This is a genomic window from Neptuniibacter sp. CAU 1671 (assembly GCF_029222905.1).
In the GTDB taxonomy this organism is placed as follows: Bacteria; Pseudomonadota; Gammaproteobacteria; order Pseudomonadales; family Balneatricaceae; genus Neptuniibacter.
In genome coordinates, this window is sequence record NZ_JARHUE010000005.1 from 231,283 (window position 1) to 254,907 (window position 23,625).

At 52.0% G+C, this 23,625-nt stretch carries 22 protein-coding genes and 1 tRNA gene; 15 read left to right on the forward strand and 8 right to left on the reverse strand.

Translation table 11 applies throughout. The features are described 5' to 3' along the window. Positions 1–58: 58 nt before the first annotated feature. Positions 59–1,057, reverse strand: a complete 999-nt coding sequence (locus tag P2G53_RS10705) for a branched-chain amino acid aminotransferase (protein WP_275817040.1) — start codon at positions 1,055–1,057, stop codon at positions 59–61. Positions 1,058–1,405: 348 nt separating this feature from the next. Here P2G53_RS10705 and P2G53_RS10710 point away from each other — a divergent pair, with 348 nt between their 5' ends. The 3 genes from P2G53_RS10710 to P2G53_RS10720 all read left to right on the forward strand — a co-directional run bounded on the left by P2G53_RS10710 (position 1,406) and on the right by P2G53_RS10720 (position 3,656). Beyond that, positions 1,406–2,272, forward strand: coding sequence for a bifunctional methionine sulfoxide reductase B/A protein (locus tag P2G53_RS10710; protein ID WP_275817042.1), 867 nt, complete (start codon positions 1,406–1,408; stop codon positions 2,270–2,272). Between the two features lie 228 nt (positions 2,273–2,500). Further along, on the forward strand, positions 2,501–2,968 hold the full coding sequence (locus tag P2G53_RS10715) for an RDD family protein (protein ID WP_275817044.1): 468 nt from the start codon (positions 2,501–2,503) through the stop codon (positions 2,966–2,968). Between the two features lie 55 nt (positions 2,969–3,023). Further along, entirely contained in the window at positions 3,024–3,656 is a 633-nt protein-coding gene (locus tag P2G53_RS10720) for an MOSC domain-containing protein (protein WP_275817047.1), read from the forward strand. Positions 3,657–3,703: 47 nt separating this feature from the next. Here the strand turns inward: P2G53_RS10720 and P2G53_RS10725 are convergent, their stop codons facing one another. Beyond that, positions 3,704–4,225, reverse strand: coding sequence for a fasciclin domain-containing protein (locus P2G53_RS10725; RefSeq protein ID WP_275817049.1), 522 nt, complete (start codon positions 4,223–4,225; stop codon positions 3,704–3,706). Positions 4,226–4,453: 228 nt separating this feature from the next. On the opposite strand from P2G53_RS10725, the gene P2G53_RS10730 reads away from it, so the two are divergent. Next, entirely contained in the window at positions 4,454–5,767 is a 1,314-nt protein-coding gene (locus P2G53_RS10730; RefSeq protein ID WP_275817051.1) for a PAS domain-containing methyl-accepting chemotaxis protein, read from the forward strand. Positions 5,768–5,814: 47 nt separating this feature from the next. Here P2G53_RS10730 and P2G53_RS10735 read toward each other — a convergent pair whose 3' ends face one another. Beyond that, a complete protein-coding gene (locus P2G53_RS10735; protein ID WP_275817053.1) occupies positions 5,815–6,390 on the reverse strand; it encodes a recombinase family protein in 576 nt (191 codons plus the stop codon). 344 nt (positions 6,391–6,734) lie between these two features. On the opposite strand from P2G53_RS10735, the gene P2G53_RS10740 reads away from it, so the two are divergent. From P2G53_RS10740 to P2G53_RS10750, 3 genes are all read left to right on the forward strand, one after another. Beyond that, the gene (locus tag P2G53_RS10740) at positions 6,735–7,316 is read left to right on the forward strand and encodes a hypothetical protein (protein ID WP_275817055.1); all 582 of its coding nucleotides are present in this window, start codon (positions 6,735–6,737) and stop codon (positions 7,314–7,316) included. 131 nt (positions 7,317–7,447) lie between these two features. Continuing rightward, positions 7,448–7,990: a YaeQ family protein gene (locus P2G53_RS10745; RefSeq protein WP_275817057.1), complete on the forward strand. Its 543-nt coding sequence runs from the start codon at positions 7,448–7,450 to the stop codon at positions 7,988–7,990. Between the two features lie 314 nt (positions 7,991–8,304). Next, complete coding sequence (locus P2G53_RS10750) at positions 8,305–9,021, forward strand: phosphatase PAP2 family protein (RefSeq protein ID WP_275817059.1); 717 nt, start codon at positions 8,305–8,307, stop codon at positions 9,019–9,021. Between the two features lie 146 nt (positions 9,022–9,167). Here the strand turns inward: P2G53_RS10750 and P2G53_RS10755 are convergent. Continuing rightward, a tRNA-Arg gene (locus P2G53_RS10755) sits at positions 9,168–9,244 on the reverse strand. 593 nt (positions 9,245–9,837) lie between these two features. On the opposite strand from P2G53_RS10755, the gene P2G53_RS10760 reads away from it, so the two are divergent. After that, positions 9,838–10,257: a c-type cytochrome gene (locus P2G53_RS10760; protein WP_275817061.1), complete on the forward strand. Its 420-nt coding sequence runs from the start codon at positions 9,838–9,840 to the stop codon at positions 10,255–10,257. Between the two features lie 51 nt (positions 10,258–10,308). Here the strand turns inward: P2G53_RS10760 and rep are convergent, their stop codons facing one another. Continuing rightward, complete coding sequence (gene rep / locus P2G53_RS10765; protein WP_275817063.1) at positions 10,309–12,318, reverse strand: DNA helicase Rep; 2,010 nt, start codon at positions 12,316–12,318, stop codon at positions 10,309–10,311. 193 nt (positions 12,319–12,511) lie between these two features. Between rep and P2G53_RS10770 the strand changes: the two genes are divergently transcribed. Beyond that, entirely contained in the window at positions 12,512–14,287 is a 1,776-nt protein-coding gene (locus tag P2G53_RS10770; protein WP_275817065.1) for a GGDEF domain-containing response regulator, read from the forward strand. Here the strand turns inward: P2G53_RS10770 and P2G53_RS10775 are convergent. From P2G53_RS10775 to P2G53_RS10785, 3 genes are read right to left on the reverse strand one after another with little or no spacing between them, the layout of a single operon-like run. Then, a complete protein-coding gene (locus P2G53_RS10775) occupies positions 14,282–15,790 on the reverse strand; it encodes a YifB family Mg chelatase-like AAA ATPase (protein WP_275817067.1) in 1,509 nt (502 codons plus the stop codon). The genes P2G53_RS10770 and P2G53_RS10775 overlap by 6 nt on opposite strands. Before the next feature lie 47 nt (positions 15,791–15,837). Continuing rightward, positions 15,838–17,481, reverse strand: coding sequence for a diguanylate cyclase (locus P2G53_RS10780; protein ID WP_275817069.1), 1,644 nt, complete (start codon positions 17,479–17,481; stop codon positions 15,838–15,840). A gap of 11 nt (positions 17,482–17,492) precedes the next feature. Next, a complete protein-coding gene (locus tag P2G53_RS10785; RefSeq protein ID WP_275817071.1) occupies positions 17,493–17,735 on the reverse strand; it encodes an accessory factor UbiK family protein in 243 nt (80 codons plus the stop codon). Between the two features lie 295 nt (positions 17,736–18,030). Here P2G53_RS10785 and glnK (P2G53_RS10790) point away from each other — a divergent pair, with 295 nt between their 5' ends. From glnK (P2G53_RS10790) to P2G53_RS10815, 6 genes are all read left to right on the forward strand, one after another. Then, the gene (glnK, locus tag P2G53_RS10790; RefSeq protein ID WP_275817073.1) at positions 18,031–18,369 is read left to right on the forward strand and encodes a P-II family nitrogen regulator; all 339 of its coding nucleotides are present in this window, start codon (positions 18,031–18,033) and stop codon (positions 18,367–18,369) included. Between the two features lie 34 nt (positions 18,370–18,403). Further along, positions 18,404–19,657, forward strand: coding sequence for an ammonium transporter (locus P2G53_RS10795; protein WP_275817075.1), 1,254 nt, complete (start codon positions 18,404–18,406; stop codon positions 19,655–19,657). A gap of 202 nt (positions 19,658–19,859) precedes the next feature. Next, on the forward strand, positions 19,860–20,198 hold the full coding sequence (gene glnK / locus P2G53_RS10800; protein ID WP_275817076.1) for a P-II family nitrogen regulator: 339 nt from the start codon (positions 19,860–19,862) through the stop codon (positions 20,196–20,198). Between the two features lie 135 nt (positions 20,199–20,333). Beyond that, positions 20,334–21,557 (forward strand): aspartate aminotransferase family protein, encoded by a 1,224-nt coding sequence (locus tag P2G53_RS10805; RefSeq protein ID WP_275817078.1) that lies wholly within the window; start codon positions 20,334–20,336, stop codon positions 21,555–21,557. Positions 21,558–21,559: 2 nt separating this feature from the next. Then, complete coding sequence (locus tag P2G53_RS10810; protein WP_275817080.1) at positions 21,560–22,813, forward strand: hydrolase; 1,254 nt, start codon at positions 21,560–21,562, stop codon at positions 22,811–22,813. Further along, on the forward strand, positions 22,810–23,622 hold the full coding sequence (locus tag P2G53_RS10815) for a DUF1338 domain-containing protein (RefSeq protein ID WP_275817082.1): 813 nt from the start codon (positions 22,810–22,812) through the stop codon (positions 23,620–23,622). Before P2G53_RS10810 ends, P2G53_RS10815 begins: the two co-directional genes overlap by 4 nt. Positions 23,623–23,625 lie beyond the last annotated feature (3 nt).

Below are 23,625 nucleotides of genomic sequence, written 5' to 3' on the forward strand. Positions count from 1 at the left end.
AGGAGCACCAACAAAAAAGCCCTGATAAATCAGGGCTTTTTTATGCAGGATTGCAGGCTCAGACGTCCGTTAACCATCCATGACGATCTTCTGCACGGCCCCACTGAATATCATTCAGTGCTTTACGCAGCTTCAGTGTAGTTGCACCCACGCCACCGTCGCCCACTGCGTATTCCTGATCGTGATAGATCAGGGTACCCACCGGTGCCAACACCGCCGCCGTACCCGACAGGGCTGCTTCACAACCGGGCTTGGCGGCCCGCTCCAGCAGCTCTTCTACTGTCAGGTCACGCTCAGACACCTTCATGCCCAGATCCCGGGCCAGTGTCAGAATGGAGTCACGGGTAATGCCGTGCAGGAAGCTCTCATCCAGACCTTTAGTGATCACCTCATTGCCATCAATCAGCAGGAAGTTTGCTGCGCCGGTTTCCTGAATGTCCCCATTCGGGCAGAACAACACCTGGTCAACGTTATATTGTGCCTTCGCACGCAGGGTCGGACGCAGGGCACTGGCGTAGTTACCGCCACTTTTGATCATGCCGTTGTGTGGCGCACAGCGCAGACCATTATCCTCCACCAGCAAACGTAGCGGACGGTCACCGCCAGCAAAGTAGTCGCCTACCGGAGACAGCAGGATATACAGGCAGGAGGTCAGTGAAGGCGCCGCGGCCTTACCAATGGCGGGCTCAGTCCCGAAGTGCGTAGGACGGATATACATAGAACCCGGAGGTGCCGGTACGTCCGCCGCAAAACGTTTGACCCCTTCGCGGATCATGGCGGTAACCTGAGCCTCATCCAGTGCTGGCAGAGACAACAACCGACTGCTCTGCGCCAGACGCGCAACGTTGCGGTCGATGCGGAAAATTTTGACGCTGCCATCTTCATGACGAAACGCCTTCAGGCCCTCAAAACAGGTGCTGGCATAGTGCAGCACATGAGCACCCGGGTGCAGCTGCAAGCTATCACTTGGCACCATCTCAGGCGTGCTCCAGGCTGAACCATCAAACCAAGAGATCGCCATTTCTGGCATGAATACGGTACCAAATGCAGTTGCCATGTCACCTTCCTTACAGATTGTGCACCCCAAGCCGTTTTTGACTATATCTGGCTCAGGCATAAATAAGGGCCACATTGTAATCAGCCCGCCTAAAAAAGGGAATGACCCAACCCCGTCAACACCACGTATTTAAGGCTTTGGGGCTGCATCAAATGACTGGATCATGCACTTTGGCAAAAAATGAACTTCAGCCGGAAATCTGCAGACAAAGCCTGTAAACCGCCGGGTTAGCGTCCGGTTCTGTTGCTGTATTTAAGTGGAATCGTTAAGCTGCCTAAATCTCTAATTCATGGCTTTCAGACTGGCTGCTGAACGCAACAAAGAGGGATACAAATTCGAGGTGTTACAATGACTTATAAAAAACTTACACCAGAAGAAGCCCGCATTATTCTTCACAAAGGCACCGAACGCCCATTTACCGGACAATATAATGAGCACTTTGAAACCGGTATCTATGCCTGCAGACAATGCGGCGCTCCACTTTACCGTTCCGAAGACAAATTTCCCTCCCATTGCGGCTGGCCCAGTTTTGACGATGAATTGCCAGGCGCGGTCCGACGTGAGCAGGATGCCGATGGCCGACGCACTGAAATCCTCTGTGCTAACTGCGATGGGCATCTTGGGCATGTGTTTGAGGGCGAAATGCTCACCGCCAAAAACATTCGCCACTGTGTCAATTCGGTATCAATGACCTTTATCAGCGCTGAAGAGCTGGCCGCAGAACAGGGCGCTGAACTACAAAAAGCCTATTTTGCCGGCGGCTGTTTCTGGGGCGTAGAGCACCTGCTGCAGCAAGTACCGGGCGTAATCGCCGTGGTATCCGGTTATATGGGTGGCCATCTGCCAAATCCTCGTTACGAGGAGGTGTGCAGCAAAACCACCGGCCATCTGGAAACCGTTGAAGTCCTGTACGACCCATCAAAAGTAGATTTTGAGACGCTGGCCAAACTGTTTTTTGAAATCCATGACCCAACCCAGACGAACGGGCAGGGACCGGATATTGGTCCTCAGTATGCCTCTGCCATTTTCTGTCAGGATGAAACCGAAAAAGCCATTGCAGCAGGATTGATCGATCAGCTTAAAGCCAAGGGTTATCCCGTTGTTACTGAACTGCTGCCAATGTCACCCTTCTGGCCGGCTGAACCCTACCATCAGGATTACTACGCCAAAACCGGCAAAATTCCCTACTGCCATCGCTACCAGAAGCGGTTTTAAGCGCTTCTGATAGCGCCTTTTATTTGCACTGCATTAAAAATTTATACCACAGCAAAAAGTCGACTTTTTATTGAAATTGTCGACTTTTTACTGCATATGACTCCATTTTTATCATATAAAACGTAATTTCATATTTTGATTGGCAAATATTTTTATTGCCATTTAGCAGTTGCAGCATTATGGTCAAAAAATAACCTCTTTATCGATTGCTGTTGATGGAGGCCGACCATGACACAACAGGAATATGCTGGATTCTGGGTTCGCAGCCTGGCGACCGGGGTGGATTTTTCTCTCACCCTGCTACTTTTTTCTGGCCCCTTGTTTTTACTCGATGACTCTCCTGATTGGGAGCTTCAGCCTGCCCAGCTTAAGTTTGACCCTGTTGACCTGTTATCGCATTACCTGCTGCCGTTTCTGATTACCGTCGGCTTCTGGCTCCGCTTTCTCGCCACCCCCGGCAAGCTCCTGACGGGTCTTAAAATTGTCGATGCCAATACCGGTTCCCGCATGCACCTGCGCCAGGCGGTGATTCGCTATATCAGCTATCCACTGGCAATGCTGCCGCTGGGCCTGGGCATTTTCTGGATCCTGCGTGACCGCAAAAAACAGGGCTGGCATGACAAGCTTGCTGGCACTGTGGTCATCCGTGAACGTCGTGTCAGCTTTCCCATCGACGTCCAGCCCGGTCCGGGTTAGTTGCGACTCTTTGCATCCTGAACAACACTTAGAACTCTGACACAGGAGTTCTCGGATGACACTCAGTTCAAGGATCGACCAGATTTACATTGGCCAGTTACAGCAGATTGGCCCGTCGCAGACACCGACAGGGATCTTCAAGTCCGCTTACAATGAACCGGTACTCCTGACTCCAGAGGGGCTTGAAGGCGATATTCAAGTAGACCGCCGTGTGCATGGCGGGCCGGAAAAAGCGCTTTACCACTTTCCTGCCGAGAACTACGCCCTGCTGAAACAGGCACTGCCTCATCTGGAAGCATCATTTATTCCCGGCAGCATCGGCGAAAACATCTCATCCCATGGCCTGACCGATGAAACCGTGCATATTGGGGATATATTTCGCATTGGGTCCGCACTGGTTCAGGTTTCTCAACCACGCCGCCCGTGCTGGAAGGTAAATCACAAATACGGCAACGGCCATATCGCCGCGTTACTGATGTCTCAGGGCATTTCTGGCTGGTATTACCGGGTACTTGAACCAGACACACTGACCAATAACGATCCCATCACCCTGATCGAGCGCCTGCCAGACAGTATTTCCGTGGCTGAGATATGGCAGCGTTTTGTGGAGCGTCTGCAGAAAAGATTGCCCGTAGAAGCCATCAATCGGGATATTCCGGGCCTGTCTGATGAGTGGAAGTTTGAATAGTGCCACGCAGAATTCATCAACTCATTGTGGCACAGGGTTAAAGATGATCAGCTTTCTTCTGTCGGCGGCAGCAGGACGCTGTCAATGACATGCACATAACCATTGCAGGCTTCAATATCGGGTATCAGCACCTGTGCGTCGTTGACATTAAATGACACACCATCGCTGTCGAGCTCAACAAACGCCTTATTCAGCATCTGCATCTTATCCTTGGCAAAAATCTCTTCAGAGTCACGCGAACCATAGGCGACATGATAAAGCAGAATATTTGGCACCGCAGATAACTGCTCATCAGTAAGCTCTGGATTCAGGACATCGCCCAGCTCGGTTTCAATAGCAAAGCCGATCGCTTTAAATGCATCATCCGTAGGCGCAAACACCGTAAAATTTCGATTGGTATTCAGGTCATTCGCTAACCCAAATGCGGTGACCGCCTGAACCAGAATTTCAAACCGATCATCATTGACAGCAATATCGACAATCGAAGCAGCACCTTCCGATTTACAGTTTCCCGCCAGGGCGGAACCACTTATTACCAGACCAGCGGCAAGAGCCATTATTTTTTTCATGATCGTTCTCCTGCGTTTTTGAGTGACGTAACAGAATAGGGACTACACACCTGCGCTGTTACGGACAGACAAAAACAACAGATCAAAAAAAGTACAGCTTTTACCGTTCATGCGCGCTCCGCATAACTGCATACAGAAAAACCTAATTGCGATTCGACTATTCAAGAATTTGCCGATATAACCTAGATGGACAAAAAGTTTTGCGGTGCAGCAAAGGAGTTGTGATTCATGTGGAGCAAATTCAAAACCGGAAACAAGCAAAGCAAAGCCCCCGAAAACACCCCCGATATAACGCGACAACTGGAAAACTCGCTGAACGCAATTACCCAGTGTGTCGCCACGATTGAATTCACACCCCAGGGCGACATCCTGAATGCAAACCACCTATTTCTTGAAACAGTGGGTTACTCCCTGGCAGACGTTGTCGGCCGGCATCATCGCATGTTCTGCGAAAGCGACTATGCAAACTCACCTGAGTACACCGCTTTCTGGACCCGGCTAAGTCAGGGCCAGAGCGCACAAGGAAGTTTCTTACGCTACGGTAAAAACGGCCGTCAGCTCTGGCTTGAAGCGACCTACATACCCGTTGAGCAAGACGGTCAGGTAATTAAAGTCATTAAACTGGCCAACGACATCACCGCCACCAAACAACAGCTGAATTATCAGCATTACCTGCAGGCAGCGCTGGATAAAAGCTTTGCTGTGATTGAGTTTGATACATCAGGCAACATTCTCACGGCTAACCAGAACTTCCTGGACACCATGGGCTATTCACTGCCAGAGATTGAGGGCAAACATCACCGGATGTTCTGCGACGAGGTTTTTTATCGCCAACACCCCGATTTCTGGAAGCACCTGGCCTGCGGTCATTACCAGAGAGGTATGTATTTGCGGCTAGCCAAAGGTGGACGCCGTATCTGGCTTGAAGCCAGTTACAACCCGATCTTTGATTTTGCGGGCAAGGTCAGCAAAATCGTTAAATTTGCCACCAACATTACTGACCGGATTGAATCACAAAAACAGATTCAGTCTGTGGTTCAGCAGTCTTCAGAAGAGACTGTGACCATTTCAGAACAGGCGATGTCCGTGCTGCAGGAGAGCAGTCAAATCGCCCAGCAGATAGAACAGACCGTGGCTCAGGCACACGAGATGATGCGTCAGCTCAGTCAGACCTCCTCGGAAGTGACCTCTATTGTGACCACAATTGAAGATATCTCAAGCCAGACCAATCTGCTGGCCCTGAACGCCGCCATTGAAGCGGCCCGCGCGGGTGAATTTGGTCGAGGGTTCAGCGTGGTTGCAGACGAAGTTCGCGCGCTGGCCCACAAAACCAGTCAGTCCACAGTCAGAATTGGTGGCCTTGTCAGTGAAAATGACAAGCTCTCCAGTTCGGTTGCAGGGATTGTCGATACAATTCGCCAGCAAACACAACGCAGTACAGCATTGATGGATCAGGCCACGGCAATTTTGGATGATGTACGTGAAGGTGCCGTCCGGGTTGCAGAAAACGTCAGCCACAGCATCCATACCGAAACAGAATAGAGCTTAATACCAGCTCACCCGTGGGCGGGTGAGCTGTATCTCATGTTCTATACCACCGGACTAACATCCGGTGGTAATCCAGAGGTACTCTCTCGACAGGCGCGTTTGACTGTCGCAACAGACACGTCGAAATGACTCGCCGTCTCCAAAATACTGGCCCGATTTTCCTCACGCCAGCGATAGAGCAAATCGTAATCAATCTTGCGGCGTCGCCCCGTGGGTCGCTCGGCCCGATGATTATTTTCTTCGCAGCTTGAATCACTGCCACATGGCGCTGGATTCGCCGGCATCGACTCGATAACACCCACCACCGCCAGAACGGCTTTTAATGCGTTGGCTGGCAGTTTGATTCCCTGAAGATGACAGTAAACAGAAACCTTTTTCTTACTCAATTTGCGCAAGCGACTGACAATCTCGTCTGCACTGCTGCCCAGATCATGCAGATCAAACAGAGCAACTGTATCCTCTGGCCACAGATAATTCAGCAACTTGTCAAAGACTCGCGTCTCGCCATCCTCCAGCTTCTCCTGAAACCATCTGCCAACTGGCACACCTGTTTCAACGGTTTCACGCTGCTTCTTGAGTTTAACCTCACCTTTGCGCAGATAACCCACGACCGCCATTCTGTTTCACTATCCCTTTTAAAAACAAACGTATATTCAACCACTCAGGCGGTCTGGGGATTATTTCAGTTTTGTGAAATTTCGTTTCAACGGGCATTTAAAGCTCAGAGCTTCTTTGCGCAAACCGAGATGTTCGACTCATTGATATCAAACCAACCGCAAGCGGAGAGGGGAGGTAATGTTTAAGCCGATGAGACCATTTTTTCGCTTTTAATGATTTTTACAGCTTAATGCTGAATTTAAGCGGAATTTAGCCACGATAACACACTGTTCAAAAAATGCATTAATGTTGCAATTTGTGCATTTTGTAATACTATTTATAAAAAACATGCGCAATTAAACAGATGAACTCATTGAACCAGCTACTTCAAGCCGCCGAAGCCTTTAAACCATCCAAAGCACATCTGGCTCCCTATAAAGACGTCATCATCAGACTGAGAAGCAAAGGTGCCTCCTGGAGGGAGATCGCAAAGTTTCTGCATAACGAAGCCAATCTTGAGGTGGAGCACACCAAAATTGCCAGAACGGCGGCAAGCTGGAACATTGAGTCTGACCTGACGGCATCACTGCCATTAACCACTGACTTTCTTCACTGCCTGAATACCACACTGTTCTCACATGAAGAGAAACAGATGTTGTTGTCGCATTACTATGCCCCCCATCGCACCGTCTCCTATTCACAGCTTGCTCAACTGTGCGGACACGATTCCAGCCGACAGGCCAGACAAGGCTACAGCGAGCTGGGCAAAAAACTCTGTGATGCTTTACAGTTTGCACCGCTGAACGACGCCTCCGGGCGACCGTCATATACCAGCATCATCGGCATCAAACACAGCTATACCCGCCTGAAAGATGAATACCAGCTAATCATGCATCATGCCCTGAGTGATGCGATACGCCAGCTGATAGAGGAAGGGCGCCTGTAAGCTGATTACCCACACCCACTCTGCACATAAACAGCCGCAGGTTTTATTTAAAACCATCACGCAGATTTCACGGTTCCAGACACCGGCGGGCAGGGTATACTGCGCGGGTTAATTTATAACGGGTTAAATTCGTGGCTCAGAACGCAACTATCTTCAAAGCGCAGCTAACAATAGCGGACATGGACCGGCATTATTACGCTGATCACACGCTGACACTGGCGCTGCACCCTTCCGAAACCGAAGAGCGCATGATGATGCGAATTCTGGCGTTTATCATGCATGCCAGCGAACAACTGGAATTCACCCGGGGGCTGGCGGCTGATGACGAACCCGACCTGTGGCAAAAAAGCTATTCCGATGAGATTGAGCTCTGGATTGACGTTGGACTGCCCAGTGACAAGCGCATCCGTAAAGCCTGCAACCGTTCTAAGCAGGTTATCATCCTAACCTATGGTTCCGACCAGGCCGTCAAGCCGTGGTTAACTTCCATCCAGTCTGAACTGAACCGGCAGGACAATCTGACTCTGCTGCGTATCCCCGTTGAGCAGAGCAATACACTGACCCAACTGGCATCTCGCAATATGAACCTGCAATGCAATCTTCAGGATAACGAGGTGTGGATTAGCAGCGATAAAGGGACTGCGACTGTAGAGGTAGAAAGGATTGGTAATTGATATACCCAATCAAACTTCCGGGGCTATACAACCCGAACCTCAGACTAAAAATCTACCTAACACGTAGCACTGTTGATTGATCCTGAGCCTCCGGTCCCATACTCACCCGCTGACAACCCATTGAGTCCCAAAACATATCTGAGTATTCTGGTGCTTAAACATTCATTTCCGCGAGAATGGCTGCTCTCACATCAAACGACAGACTCAGGAATGCAATGTGACTTGTTAAGGTCTGATCAGGTTCGCTGATTAATACTTCCAGGAGCTACCCCATTACTACTTTTCGTTCTACCTACACGGCTCTGAGCCTTATTTTGCTAGCTTTACTCGTGGGCACGGCTCAGGCTGGTAATTCAGTACCAATACGTTACCCCGACAGCGCCTGGGACCCTCGTGTACTTACCACTCTCCAAAAAGGCCCCTTATATCTTGGTACAGAGGTAGAGTTTAATCTGCCAGCCCCACCTGCCAATGACAGTGCGACCACCCGCCAGGAATTGGAAACATTGCGTGAGTACCAAAAACATGGCCGCAGCCAGGAGCAGATTGAGAAGATCTATGCAGAGGCTGCGGCTGGCGAATTTTCCGAGATCTACCTTGAGGGTGGACCCTTTACCCCGGCCATGAAACGAGCAGCGGCTCATGTACTGAAAATGGCTGATCACGAAAGTCAGTATTTTATTATCAGAGACAAGCACCGTTTTGCTCGCCCACGCCCTTCTCAACTGGCAACCGATCTGACACTGGTGGTCGATAATCCTGGCCATGCAGCCTATCCCTCCGGGCATGCCACCCAGTCAATGCTGATGTCACTGATTGCAGCAGAGATTGATCCAGCGCATGCAGAAGAATACGAACGCTATGCGAAGTCCATTGCTCAACGCCGCGAGATTGCCGGGGTACATTACCCCAGTGATAGTGAGGCGGGTCAGTTGCTGGCCAAACGTCTCTTGCCAGCCCTAATGAATGTGCCTGATTTCAAAGAAGCATTAACAGAAGCGCAGAATCAGTTCCGATCGCTAAGCCAGTAGCAGCGCAGTGAATTCAACTACCTTCCTCGCGGCTTAGTGACCGCTCCGGTATTTCACCAGACACAACTATTCCCCTGCACCCGTAGCTCAGGTGGATGGGGTAGCACTAACCGAATAGAAACAAGGAGATAGGGGAGATAAAAAAGTGGCGCGCCCGGAGGGATTTGAACCCCCGACCAACAGGATCGGAACCTGCTACTCTATCCAGCTGAGCTACGGGCGCACGGGAATGTTTGCAGGCGGTATTCTACCGATGCCGTCTTGCTTCGCCAAGGAAAAATCACATTAAGTTCCAGAGCAACGCCTTTGGCACTCAGTAGAGCGTTTTTGCCCCTTTGCGTTGAATGCCGGGCACGATTACATCCCAGGTTTGACTGGGCTTGTGAAACGCCAAAAAAGCCTGGCATTGCTGACATCGATACACGGACTGACTGGGAATTTCACTGAGGAGGCGAAGACTGGTGCCTTCAGAAGAGTTTTGAGCGTTGGAAAAGCAGGCGCAGGGGGCCGGTTGATGGGCTGGTTGCAGCATTGTGCTCTCACTGTCCGCGAAGAATTAGACCATAGTATAAGACCCCTGTTTCGCTTTCCGCCAGTGAAAAACCACACTTTTTAGCATTTTTTTTGACCCAAAGTAGGTTGCTTGCGGCCAAAGCCCCATTTGAGTTGTGCTTATTTGTCGTTATAATTCGCAGCCGATGAAACTTTAAGCATCCAAGCCTGTATAAACGCCTCTGCATTTGCGCGGCTTTTGCCCTGGCATCCCTCAGGCGATGTTGAACATTTTACAATTTGAGCGATTAAGAGGTCGTGACTGTGAAAAAAATCACTTCTGTACTGTTTGCGCTAGGACTGAGCATCTTCCTGGGCACTTCAGCTCAGGCTGCTAACGACGACGCTGCTGTCGTTGAGCGTATCAAAGCTGTTGGTTCCGTATGTATCGAAGGCGACACCAGCTGTGGTGGCGCGGCTCCTGTAGCGGCAGCTTCAGGCGGTACCCGTACCGGTGAAGAGATCTACAACGGCAAATGTGCAGGCTGTCATGCGACCGGCGCTGCTGGCGCGCCGAAATACGGCACCAGTGACTGGGCTGAGCGTGGTTCTAAAGGTTTGGGCGCGCTGCTGGAAAGCGCCATTAACGGCCTGAACGCTATGCCACCACGTGGTCTGTGTGCTGACTGTTCTGATAAAGAACTGCGTAACGCCATCAAATACATGGTTGAAAGCGCCAAGTAATTTCGAGATTGCTAAAAAAGGCCGCGAATGCGGCCTTTTTTTGTGTCTGAATCAATCAAACATATTTTTCAGACTGTTTAGCGTGGCGTTACCCCGGCGTTGATTGGCAACCTGGCAACGCTCACCCAAACCTTCCACTTCGAGATCTTCCGGCGGCAGTTCGTCCAGAAAACGACTTGGAACACAGTCTACTTTTTCACCATACTGTTTGCGCTGTTTTGCCAGCGTGATGGTCAACGCACGCTTGGCCCGGGTGATACCCACATACGCCAGCCGTCGTTCTTCTTCGATGTTATCGCTTTCAATGCTATTTCGGTGCGGTAGCAACTCTTCTTCCATACCCATCAGGAACACATAGGGAAATTCCAGCCCTTTAGAGGCATGCAGGGTCATCAATTGAACCCGGTTTGAATCGTCTTCCTCTTCCTGACGGTCCAGCATATCCAGCAGTACCAGTCGGGTAATGGCTTCCTCAATGCCCGCATCCGGGTCATCTTCCTGCAGGCGTTCCAGCGTTGAGCGCAGTGAATCCAGCAGAAAGCCGACATTCTGAATTCGCTTTTCAGCCATGGCATCACTGGTGCTGTTTTCAGCAATCCAGCCTTCATAATCCATATCACGCATCATCTCTGTGATCGCTTCTATCGGATCATGCTCATAACACTGCTTGAGAATATGCTGCATCCACTGGCAAAAACGTCTTAAACGCTGAACCGCATTGGCCGGCATCACCTGTTCAAGGCCCAGCTCACCACAGGCATCAAACATGCTGATCTGGCGCTCCAGCGCATAAGAACCCAGTTTCTGCAGCGTACTAGGGCCTATTTCACGCCGGGGCAGATTGATAATACGCAGAAAGGCATTGTCATCATCCGGGTTAATAAGCACCTTCAGATAACTCATCAGGTCTTTGATTTCGGTGCGGGCAAAAAACGAGGTGCCGCCACTGAGTTTGTAGGGCACCTGATACTGCTGCAGTTTGATCTCCAGCAAGCGGGCCTGAAAGTTACCCCGGTACAGTATCGCCATATCGCGAAAGGCGACCGTGTTCCGCAGATGCAGATCAAGGATCTCCATGGCGATGCGCTCGCACTCAGCCTCTTCATTGGCATTGTGCAGCACGCGGATCGGATCCCCCATGCCCATCTCACTCCATAACTGCTTCTCAAAGACATGGGGATTATTGGCGATCAGTGTATTGGCGGCTTTCAGGATCCGGCTGGTCGAACGGTAATTCTGCTCCAGCTTGATCACTTTCAGGCTGGGAAAGTCCTGCTGCAATTGAGCCAGGTTTTCAGGTCGCGCGCCGCGCCAGGCATAGATCGACTGATCATCATCACCCACCACCGTCAATGCACCGCGGGTCCCCACCAGCTGTTTGACCAAGCGGTATTGGGAGAGGTTGGTGTCCTGATACTCATCTACCAGCAGATATCGCAGGCGGTTTTGCCAACGCTCAAGCGCATCCGGCTGCGAGGCAAACAAACGCACCGGGATCAGAATCAGATCATCAAAGTCCACAGCATTGTAGGCCCGCAGATGGGTTTCGTAGGCTTCATAAGCCCGGGCTGCGAGAATCTCCAGCGGCAGTTGGGCACGACTCAGCGCCGTGTCCGGATCTACCATGTCGTTTTTCCAGTTTGAGATCTGGTGCTGGACGGCATCGACCTGGTCCGTCTCTTCGTTGTTATGCAGCATCAGATCGCGCAGCAGCGCCTTGCTATCCTGCGCGTCAAAAATTGAAAAGCCCGGTTTAAAACCCAGCAGCTTGTGCTCGCGCCGGATAATGGTCATGCCCAGATTATGAAAGGTGGCTACAGTCAGACCGCGTGAAGGCTGGCCTTCCAACAGGCTGCTGACGCGCTCTTTCATCTCGCGGGAGGCTTTATTGGTAAAGGTGACGGCTGCAATATTGGCCGGTCTGATACCGCACTCATTCACCAGATAGGCAATTTTTTGCGTGATCACACTGGTCTTGCCCGAGCCTGCCCCAGCCAGCACCAGTAGAGGGCCGTTGATATATTTCACAGCGTCACGCTGTCGGGCATTAAGGTGTTTCACTATACCAACTCAGGAAATGATTAAAGTTTTAATTACCAAGGCCGAATGCATAAAGACAGGTGATGGTGTTTATACCACGTTCAGCTGTTCGCGGGCCCAGGCATCAGGCCCGACGCTATTATGACATGTATAAAGAAAGTGGGGCAGCCATCTGACTGAAGTTGGCACTTCAGTCGTTGTACGGGAAGGGGTTATGTACCAGGCTCGAGGCCATACAGCTCAGGATCTGCAAAAGATCTTGCTGATCGACGTTGATCGGGTCAGCAAGTCTATTATGCGTTCTTTGGTCAAGACCACCCACAAAAACCGGCTGACCATCACAACCTCATTGCGTGACGGTGTTGCCTGCCTCCGACAGGGTCAGTATTCAGTGCTGATGTTTGCGGGTAAGCAACTCGGTAAGAAATACCCTCAGGCGATCAGCCGACTCTCTCAACTGGTGCCTAACACCCCGATCATTGCACTGGGCGAACATATCTCTGAAACAGAAGGGGAGAGGCTACTCAAAGCCCGCGCGTTTGATTACGTCTCAGTCACACAGTTTTCGCCTGAGCTGCTCGACCGCGCTCTGCGCCACGCCATAAACAGCCATCACCAAAGTCGTTTGATCCAGCAATTACGCGATACGGATCCACTGACCGGCGTAGGCAATCGGCTGCTGTTTCGACGCACGCTGGAAAGCAAACTTGCCGCGCATGAAGAGAATGGCAATCGTCTGGCCGTCATCTCAATCGATATTAATAACTTCCGCTCGCTTAACAGTAGTTTTGGCCAGCACAATGGTGACCTCATTGTGATTGAACTGGCCGAGCGGATTCGTAATGCATTCAGCCCCTGCGAAGTGGTTGCACGCCTGAGCAGCGATGAGTTCGGTCTGATTATCGAGACCTCACCGTTTGAGAATGTTGAAGAGTTTGTGACACAGAAGCTGCGTCAGTTCATCAACGATATGCAGCAACCCTTTCATTTCAACCACCAGCAACTGCAGGTGTGCAGCTCCATCGGCATCGCCATCAGTCCGGGCCATGGCCGTGATGGTGAAACCCTGCTGCAAAATTCAGTGCTGGCGCGCCAGGCCAGTAAAGAGAATTTCAATACCAGCTACAGTTTCTACCATCAGAAAATGGCACCGGGCCGCGATCTTTACTCTGAGCTGGCACCCGAGATTGCTCATGCACTGCGTGGTAACCAATTTATTCTGCATTATCAGCCACAGATCAATCTGCTGACCGGACGAATTGAGGGGGCAGAAGCCCTGATCCGCTGGCAACACCCGAAACGCGGCCTGCTAATGCCAAATGAGTTTATCCCGATCTGTGAGCAGGCCGGTCTGATTGTACCGATTGGTTATTGGGTTATTCATCAGGCCTGTATCCATCTTCAGCAACTGAAGGCCGAAGGCATTGATATGCGCCACTTTGGCGTCAACCTGTCGTTCCGCCAGTTTGGTGACGATAAACTGGTGCCAACCATCAAGCGGATTCTCAACAAAACGCAGGTTGATACCCGGGCGCTGGTCTTTGAGTTAACTGAATCGGCCCTGCACAAAGACGAAGAGCATGTACTTGCCTGCCTGGAAAGCCTGTCGGAAACCGGCGTTTCCTTCTCGCTGGATGATTTTGGTACCGGTTATTCTTCCTTCTCCCTGCTACAAAAACTGCCAATTGATACCATCAAAATCGACCGTTCCTTTATCACCGATGTGACCACCTGTGCTGACGATGCCGAAATCGTCAGAACCATCATCAATCTGGCCCACAATATGGGCAAAGGTGTTATCGCAGAAGGCGTGGAACGTCAGGAACAACTGGATTTTCTGGTCGAGCATCAGTGCGATATGGTGCAGGGTTACTTCTTCAGTCGCCCAGTTGACTTCGATACCTTCCGTCATACCGTGCGCCAGTGCGCCAATGACAATCAGATGGAAATGGTTATCGAAGATTATGAAATTGAAGCACAGGCACTATAAGCTGGATTTCAGACCTGAGCGATAACTCAACGCCTCCAGCAGATCCGCCTCCATAATCTTTTCCCGCTGTGCCAGATCAGCAATGGTCCTCGCCACCCGTAAAATACGATGGTAAGCCCGCGCAGATAAGCCCAGTGTTTCCAAAGCCCCCGCTAGCATTAACTGATCCTCCCGACTTAACTGACAATGCTGTTCCAGCATCCTGCCGCTTAACTGCCGGTTGGCACAGCCCTGACGCGCCAATTGCAGTTGCCGTGCCTGAATCACGCGCTCACGCACCACAGCGGTAGGTTCATGCGCTGGAGCATCGGACAACAGATCTTCTTTGGGCAGAGCACGCACCGACAGTTGCAGATCAATCCGATCAAGCAGGGGGCCTGACAACCGTGACTGATAACGCCGCACCTGATCCGATCCGCACTGACAACGCCCGGAGCCATCAGCAAAGTAACCACAGGGGCAGGGGTTCATGGCGGCAACCAGTTGAAACTGAGCAGGAAAGGCTGCCTGGCGTGCCGCTCGAGATATCACAATTTCACCGGCTTCCAGAGGTTCGCGCAGCACTTCCAACACACTGCGGCTAAACTCCGGCAGTTCATCCAGAAACAGGACACCATGATGGGCCAGCGAGATCTCACCCGGTCGCGGCAAACTGCCGCCACCCACCAGCGCCACAGCAGAGGCGGTATGGTGCGGCGCCCGAAAAGGTCTCTGATAGTGCAGTTGTACCTGTTCGGCTCGGCCAGCTACAGAATGAACCGCAGCCACCTCTATTTGTTCTTTTTCGGTTAAGGGCGGCATCAAACCGGTCAAACGCTGCGCCAGCATGCTTTTACCACTACCCGGTGCGCCTGAAAACAATAGGTTATGCCCACCGGCCGCCGCCAGCTCCAACGCCCGTTTCGCCTGAATCTGACCTTTTACGTCGGCCAGATCAGGCAAAACCTGTTCGAACGATGCTCTTTCCAGTGGACTTACCAGAGGTAGTAACTGCTCACTTACAAGATGCGCACAGACTTTCAGCAGATGATCAGCAGCATGGGCGGTGAGTTCGCGCACCAGACCGGCCTGCTCAGCCCCGGTAACCGGTAAAATCAGCTTGCGAGCGGCCGTCTGACAGGACAACGCCGCAGGTATCACCCCTTCAATTGGTCGCAGCTCACCTGACAGTGCCAACTCGCCAAGAAACTCATACTGATCAATCTCAGGCGCATTCAGCTGGCCGCTGGCCACCAGAATACCAATCGCGATGGCGAGATCATAACGTCCGCCCTCTTTGGGCAGATCAGCCGGTGCCAGATTAACGGTGAGTCGACGCTGGGGAAACTCAAAACCGGCATTCAGCAGAGCACTGCGGACCCGCTCACGGCTCTCTTTTACGGCGGTTTCTGGTAAGCCAACGATGGCAAAGGAGGGCAGTCCGCCCGACAGGTGAACTTCAACAGTGACTGGAGGTGCAGAGATACCCACCAGCGCCCGAGTATGGATAGTGGCAAGCGACATAACTTCCTTCCCTGGAAGTGAATGGACACATAACGATCAGCAACAGCTTAGTGTTCTACCGCCAGATGTGCCAGCAACTGCTCTAAACTCAGCGGCAAACCAAAATAACGTCCCTGCATCAGCATACAGCCCTGACCCATCAGCTCACCACGCTGACCAGCGGTAGCAACACCATCGGCCAGCACCTCGATACCCAGCCGGTCAGCCATATGCAACACACTGCGTATCTGCTTCTGCCGCATAGTGTCGCCACTCATATTCGTCACCAGATCCGCATCCAGCCGAATAATATCCGGATGGATATCTTTTAATTGTTCCAGATCCGGCATTTTGCGGGAAAAACCACTCAGGGAGAGCAACGCATCAGAGGTGAGCACATCAAACAACAGGCCCTCTTTTTCCTGAGCAGTCTCAAGATCGATATCCAGCAGGATTGCACCTGCCATCTGATACTTCTGTAACAGTGCCAGCCAGCGCTGAGCATCATCTTCGGCTTTCAACTGCTGCTTTTCCAGCCTGAGGGATATAAAGCGAAGTCCGGGATAACGTTCCCAGATCAGATTAAAGGATTGCAGTTCCTGCGCCAGCCAACTCTCGTACTTACGCACAGAACCTGCACCCTGCAATAGTGAAGAAAAACCACTGAAAGGTACCTGACCTAACTCTTCATGCTGCCAGATAGGTGCCGCATGCACCGCCACCACCTGATGATTATGCAGGCTGTACACCGGCAGGAAACACATCTGTAAATGGCCTGCATCCAGCGCCATCACCAGATCTTCTTCATGCAGAATCTGCGGCCCCTTACTCAACTCGAGCAGCGGGTTATAGACTCTGAAGGTATTGCGGCCACCCTGTTTGGCGGCGTACATGGCGACATCGGCCTTTTTCACCAGATCCCGTGCACGGTTGCCGTGCTCAGGGGTCATGGCAATGCCCACACTGCCACTGATAAAGATTTCCCGGTGGTCCACCATAATGCCGTGGCCCAACTGCTCTACCACCTGCTGCGCAATGCGCGTGGCGGTCTCAACACCGTCCATGCAGGGCACCAGCATGACAAATTCGTCACTGTTCAGACGCGCCAGGGAATTGGGCATCGGCGCTACAGAACCCAACCTCCGGGCCACTTCCTGCAACAGTCCATCACCCACTTCACGCCCCAGGGTATCGTTGATCCACTTGAAACGATCAAGGTCGATCAGCAGCACTGCCATCTGCTCTTTAATCTCGGCGGCACGCTGCAACCGGGCATCCATCACATCACGAAATCGATCCCAACTCGGCAACTGTGTCAGCTCATCATAATGGACCGGCTCGGCCTGCAGCGTGATCGCGGTTTTCAGCGGGCTGATATCAAAAAACTGTGCCGCATAACCCATCAGCCGGCCTTCATCCCAGAGGCAGCAGATCGACAACCAGACCGGGTAAACAGTGCCGTCCTTATGCTGTTGCCAGAGTTCCCCCTGCCAGCTACCGTTACTGCGCAAGGCTGGCCAGAGCACCTCATAGACCTGCATATTGAGTGCTTCTGCCGCCAGAATATGGGCTTTTTCGCCCACCACTTCGGCAAAGCTGTAACCTGTGATTCGTTCAAACGCGGGGTTTACCCGAATAATATTGCTGTCACTGTCAGTAATGACCATCGCCTGCGGCGATTGCAGGAAGAACTGCTGTTCAGGTAGTTCCATGGAGTGCCCGTTCAGGAATTGGATGAGTCTGAAGCTTGCATAGCCGCCAATTGTGCTTCCAGCGCATCGACCTTTTCACGGGTGCGCTGTAAAACGGCCTTCTGAGCATCAAACTCCTCCCGTGTGACCAAGTCAAGCCTGCTAAAGGCAGATTGCAGCATCTGCTTGACCTGCGCCTGGGTACTCCCGGTCTGACCGGACACCATCTGCCCCAGCTGCTCAGCCAGTCCTTCTATAAATGCCTGATTAATCATGGTCATCTCCGTGTTCGGTTATCTCTATTGCTTGCACTATATCAATTCACACTGAGCGATAAAATGCGGCAAAAATGCGCACCAAAACCGAACATTGGCTATTTTTTGTGCATTATTATGATGCGTTTAGTCTTAGGGTTAATCATTAAAAATGGCTAACCTATTGATTTTAAATACCACAAAGAAAGATGGCACAGGTTTCGCTGTACTGTGAGCAAGTCGATCAACTTTTCTGCTCGACGCTTCGTACTGAAGCATAAAGCTTTCGCATTATGCATAAATGGGGGACAACTCAATGAAAATGATCTCCGCTGTCATCAAACCATTCAAACTGGATGATGTCCGTGAAGCTCTTTCTGATATCGGTGTGCAGGGTATCACCGTAACAGAAGTTAAAGGTTTTGGCCGTCAGAAAGGCCACACAGAACTGTACCGCGGTGCAGAGTATGTTGTGGACTTCCTGCCTAAAGTGCGCGTTGACGCTGCGGTTGCAGACGACATCGTTGACCAGGTGGTTGATGCCATCAGTCAGGCTGCGCAGACCGGCAAAATCGGCGATGGCAAAATCTTTGTCATGCCGCTGGAGCAGGTTGTGCGTATCCGTACCGGTGAAACCGGCAACGAAGCACTTTAATCAACACATTTTATAGCTTCTGGAGGTTACCTCAATGGAAGAAATTCTGAACACGACAGTAGCTGACGTTACTCAGCTGAAGTACGCGCTGGACACCTTCTACTTCCTGGTGTGTGGTGCGTTGGTAATGTGGATGGCTGCTGGCTTTGCGATGCTGGAATCCGGTCTGGTTCGCGCCAAAAACACCACTGAAATCCTGACTAAAAACATCGCGCTGTACGCGATTGCCTGCATCATGTACATGGTGTGCGGTTATGCCATCATGTACGGTGGTGACTACCTGTTGTCCGGCATTACTGGTGACGGTTTCTCTGGTGATGAGCCAGCAACCTACGCGCCTTCAGCTGACTTCTTCTTCCAGGTTGTATTCGTTGCAACTGCAATGTCCATCGTTTCCGGTGCTGTAGCAGAGCGTATGAAACTGTGGGCATTCCTGGTGTTTGCTGTTGTTATGACTGGCTTCATCTACCCAATGGAAGGTTCCTGGACTTGGGGTGGCAATGCTGTATTCGGCATGTACACTCTGGGCGACCTGGGCTTCTCTGACTTCGCAGGCTCCGGTATCGTACACATGGCTGGTGCTGCTGCTGCTCTGGCTGGCGTTCTGGTACTGGGCGCTCGTAAAGGCAAATACGGCAAAAACGGCGAAATCAACGCAATTCCTGGTGCCAACCTGCCAATGGCTACTCTGGGTACTTTCATCCTGTGGCTGGGTTGGTTCGGCTTCAACGGTGGTTCCGTACTGGCTACTTCCGATGTTGAAAACTCAAATGCGGTTGCGGTTGTATTCATGAACACCAACGCTGCTGCGGCTGCAGGTGCAATTGCTGCCCTGATCGTTGCACGCCTGATGTTCGGTAAAGCGGATCTGACCATGACCCTGAACGGTGCACTGGCCGGTCTGGTTGCCATCACTGCTGAACCATCTACTCCGACTGCCCTGCAGGCTACCCTGTTCGGTGCGATCGGTGGTGCGCTGGTTGTATTCAGCATCCTGGCTATCGACAAAATGAAGATCGACGATCCAGTTGGTGCGATCTCTGTACACGGTGTTGTAGGTCTGCTGGGTCTGCTGCTGGTACCCGTTACTAACGACGGTTCTACCTTCACTGGTCAGATCATCGGTGCTGCTACTATCTTCGGTTGGGTATTCGTAACCAGTCTGGTTACCTGGTTGATCATCAAAGTGATCATGGGTGTGCGTGTATCTGAAGAAGAAGAGTACGAAGGCGTTGACCTGTCTGAGTGCGGTATGGAAGCTTACCCAGAGTTTACCTCTTCCAAGTAAGTTCCTGAGTTAAAGCGAAAAGGGTGCTCTGAGCACCCTTTTTTGTTTTTTGGCTGCAAATACGCCGATGATTCCATCCCGGCTAAATCTGGTTATACTAGGGGCCTCTCTGAAGACCCACGGGTTCTTTCAACAACGTTCATAACCGGTTGTTCTCTGAGGCATATTCAGATTCAGCCGCTGCAGACGAGGATGAAGCTATATGAAACTGGTTACTGCGGTAATTAAGCCGTTCAAGCTGGATGATGTCCGCGAGGCGCTGTCTGAAATTGGCATCCAGGGTGTCACTGTTACCGAAGTGAAAGGTTTTGGCCGTCAGAAAGGTCACACTGAACTGTACCGCGGTGCAGAGTACGTGGTGGATTTTTTGCCAAAAGTTAAAATCGAAATCGCACTGGAAGGCGATATGGTGAATCAGGCCATTGAAGCCATCAGCAAAACCGCCAACACCGGCAAAATTGGTGACGGTAAGATCTTCGTGACCCCGCTGGAGCAGGTTATTCGTATCCGTACCGGCGAAAGTGGTCCTGACGCGTTGTAAGCGCTACCTGCCTTCAAGAATTTTCAAAAGCACCCTCAGTGGGTGCTTTTTTTATGCCTTCCAATCAGCACTTTACCTCCTGCCCTCCGCTAAACGACTAAACTGATAGCGAATACCATGGCATCAGGAGGGCTTATGCACTCAAAAGTGACCCGCGCGCTGTTTGATGAGTATATGGTTCCGAACTATGCACCGCCGGAGATGATCCCTGTGCGGGGCAAAGGTAGCCGGGTATGGGATCAGGCTGGCCAAGAATATATCGATTTTGCCGGCGGTATCGCCGTTACCGCCCTGGGACATTGCCACCCCGCACTGGTGGATGTACTCACGCAGCAAGCCAATACCCTATGGCACCTGAGCAATGTCTGGACCAACGAACCCGCCATTCATCTGGCGCAACAACTCTGTCAGCATACTTTTGCCGAGAAGGTCTATTTTGCCAACTCCGGAGCGGAGGCCAATGAAGCGGCCTTCAAACTGGCGCGCAAATACGCACATGATCGTGTAGGTCCGCAGAAGCACGAGCTGATCAGTTTCCAGAACAGCTTCCACGGGCGCACGCTGTTTACCGTCAGTGTAGGCGGCCAGCTTAAATACCGTCAGGGTTTTGAACCGGTTCCTGCGGGGATCACCCATCTTCCCTTTAATGATATTGAGGCGCTGGAAAAAACCATCTCTGAACGCACCTGTGCCGTTGTACTTGAACCGATTCAGGGGGAGGGGGGCATCATTCCCGCCGACCGTGATTTCCTGTTAGCGGCCCGCAACCTGTGCGACCGGCATGATGCCTTACTGATCTTTGATGAAATCCAGACCGGCATGGGGCGCACCGGCAAACTGTTTGCCTATGAACACTTCCCGGAAGCCACGCCAGACATTCTCACAACCGCCAAGGCGCTGGGTAACGGCTTCCCCGTGGGCGCTATGTTGTGTCGTGAAGAGATTGCGACAGCGTTCAATTTTGGCAGTCATGGCAGCACCTATGGCGGCAATCCACTGGCCTGTGCTGTCGCCGCCAAAGTGCTTGAACTGATCGCTGACCCCGACTTGCTTGCAGGGGTTCTGACGCGTCACCAGTACCTTGTGGATGCACTGAAACATGCCAATGACAACGCTCCGGTTTTCAGTGCGATACGGGGACAGGGATTACTGATTGGTTGTGAGCTAATGCCACACTTTGCCGGACGTGGACGTGAACTGCTGATGCAGGCGCTGGATGCTGGTCTGATGGTGCTGGTTGCCGGACCCAATGTGCTGCGACTGGCACCGGCGCTGAATATCCCGGAAGCGGACATTGACGAGGGCATGACACGGCTGTCCAGCGCCATGCAATGTTTTCTGAATGACGGTGGCACTTGATCATGTCTGATCTTATGCACGGCATCTCGGTCCAGGAACTCGAAATACTGGACTGGTGCGCAGCACAACAGGATGAAATGGTCCAGCGCCTGGAAAGGCTGGTTGGCATCAACAGCGGCAGCGATAACCCGGCGGGGATCAATCAGTGCGGCGAGCTTATGCAAATCTGGTTTCAGAGCGCGTTTCCTGACCTTCAGTGTGTACGCCATACCCTGCCTGATGCTGACGTTATCTCCATGACGGGCGAGAGCCTTGCACGCCCGCTGGGCGATCTCTGGCAGTTTTCCCGCAGACCGGAAGCCCCCTTGCAGATTCTCTTGTGCGGACACCTGGACACTGTATTCGGTTCTGAACATCCCTTTCAAACAGCGCGTTATCTGACCGCAGATATTTTGAATGGGCCTGGCGCCGCCGATATGAAAGGCGGTTTACTGGTGATGCTCACGGCTCTGCATGCGCTGGAGCAGCACCCCGCATGTACCAATCTGGGCTGGACCGTACTGCTGAATCCTGATGAGGAGATCGGCTCCCCCGGCTCAGCAGACTGGCTAACAAAACTCGCATCACAACATCATCTGGGACTGGTATTCGAACCTGCCTTACCAAACGGAAATCTGGCAGGGGCACGCAAGGGGAGCGGTAATTTTACCTGCATCATAAACGGCCGCAGCGCCCATGCCGGACGCAACCCGGAAGAGGGTCGTAATGCCATTGTGCTGGCCGCAGAACTGATTCAGCAGCTCAACCATTTAAACCATCAGCGCCCTGATCTGACCCTGAATGTCGGGGTTGTCCAGGGCGGCCACAGTACCAATCAGGTCCCGGACTTGTGTGTATTTCGTTTTAATATTCGCATCAGTGAGCCGGCCGATGCCAATTGGTGTGAGCAGCAGCTCAAACAGTTGTCAGATCGCTTCGCGCAGCGGGATGGCTATAACCTGCAATTGCACGGTGGGTTTGGGCGCATGCCAAAAACACTGCATGCAACGCAACTGACCCTGCTCCGCTATGTCCAAACCATAGCAGCTCAACTCAGTCAGCCCCTTGCCTGGCAAGATACCGGAGGCTGCTGTGATGGCAATAACCTGGCCGCGGCCGGGTTAATCAATGTGGATACGCTGGGTGTGCGTGGCCAGAATATCCACACCGACCAGGAAACCATTGAGCTCAAAAGCTTAACTGACCGCAGCCAGCTGACTGCGCTTTTATTGTTGCGTCTGGCGCAGTCTGGCTGGCCATCTAAGGGGGTATTATGAACCCTGAAACCCTGCAACAACATCTTCAGGCCATGTGGCTGGACTACCTACAGCTTAACCCTCAGGCGCGGCTGATTCATGGTTTATTCCGCTCCCGCAATCCCGAACTGGTAAACGACCATATTGCGCTGCGTACCTTTGATCTGCCTGAAGTCGACCTCAATCATCTGGCAAGGCCTTTTCAGCTGGCCGGTTATGACTTTGCCGGGGAGTACCATTTCCCGGACAAACACCTTTATGCGCGGCATCTGCAACACCCTGATAGGCAGCTACCTAAAATCTTTATCAGTCAGCTGATCACTGCCGAGCTAGGCGCTGTTAACAACGCGCTGGTCCACAAACTTATCAGTCAGATTCCGGCTTCTGTCAGGGCTGGGGAGGGGTTTTGTTACTCCGGTCGGCATTGGGAGCTGAGCTGGCGGGAGTATCAGCAACTACTGGCTGAAAGCGAATATGCTGCCTGGGTGGCTGCCTTTGGCTTCAGACCCAACCATTTCACTCTCTTCGTCAATGCGCTGCAGTCACATACCAGCATCGCCGCTGTAAACACGTTCCTGACTTCAAGGGGGGTTCAGCTGAATACTGCCGGGGGCGCTATCAAGGGTTCTCCTGAAGTCGGACTTGAACAGTCTTCAACCCTGGCCAGCCGGGTGCCGGTCACCTTCAGCGACGGCATTCATCATATTCCCGGTTGTTATTACGAATTCGCCTCGCGCTTTCCATTGGCGGACGGGGAGCTCTATCAGGGGTTTGTTACTGATTCCGCTAACCAGATATTCCACAGTACGGACAGTCGACAGGGGAGGTAAGCC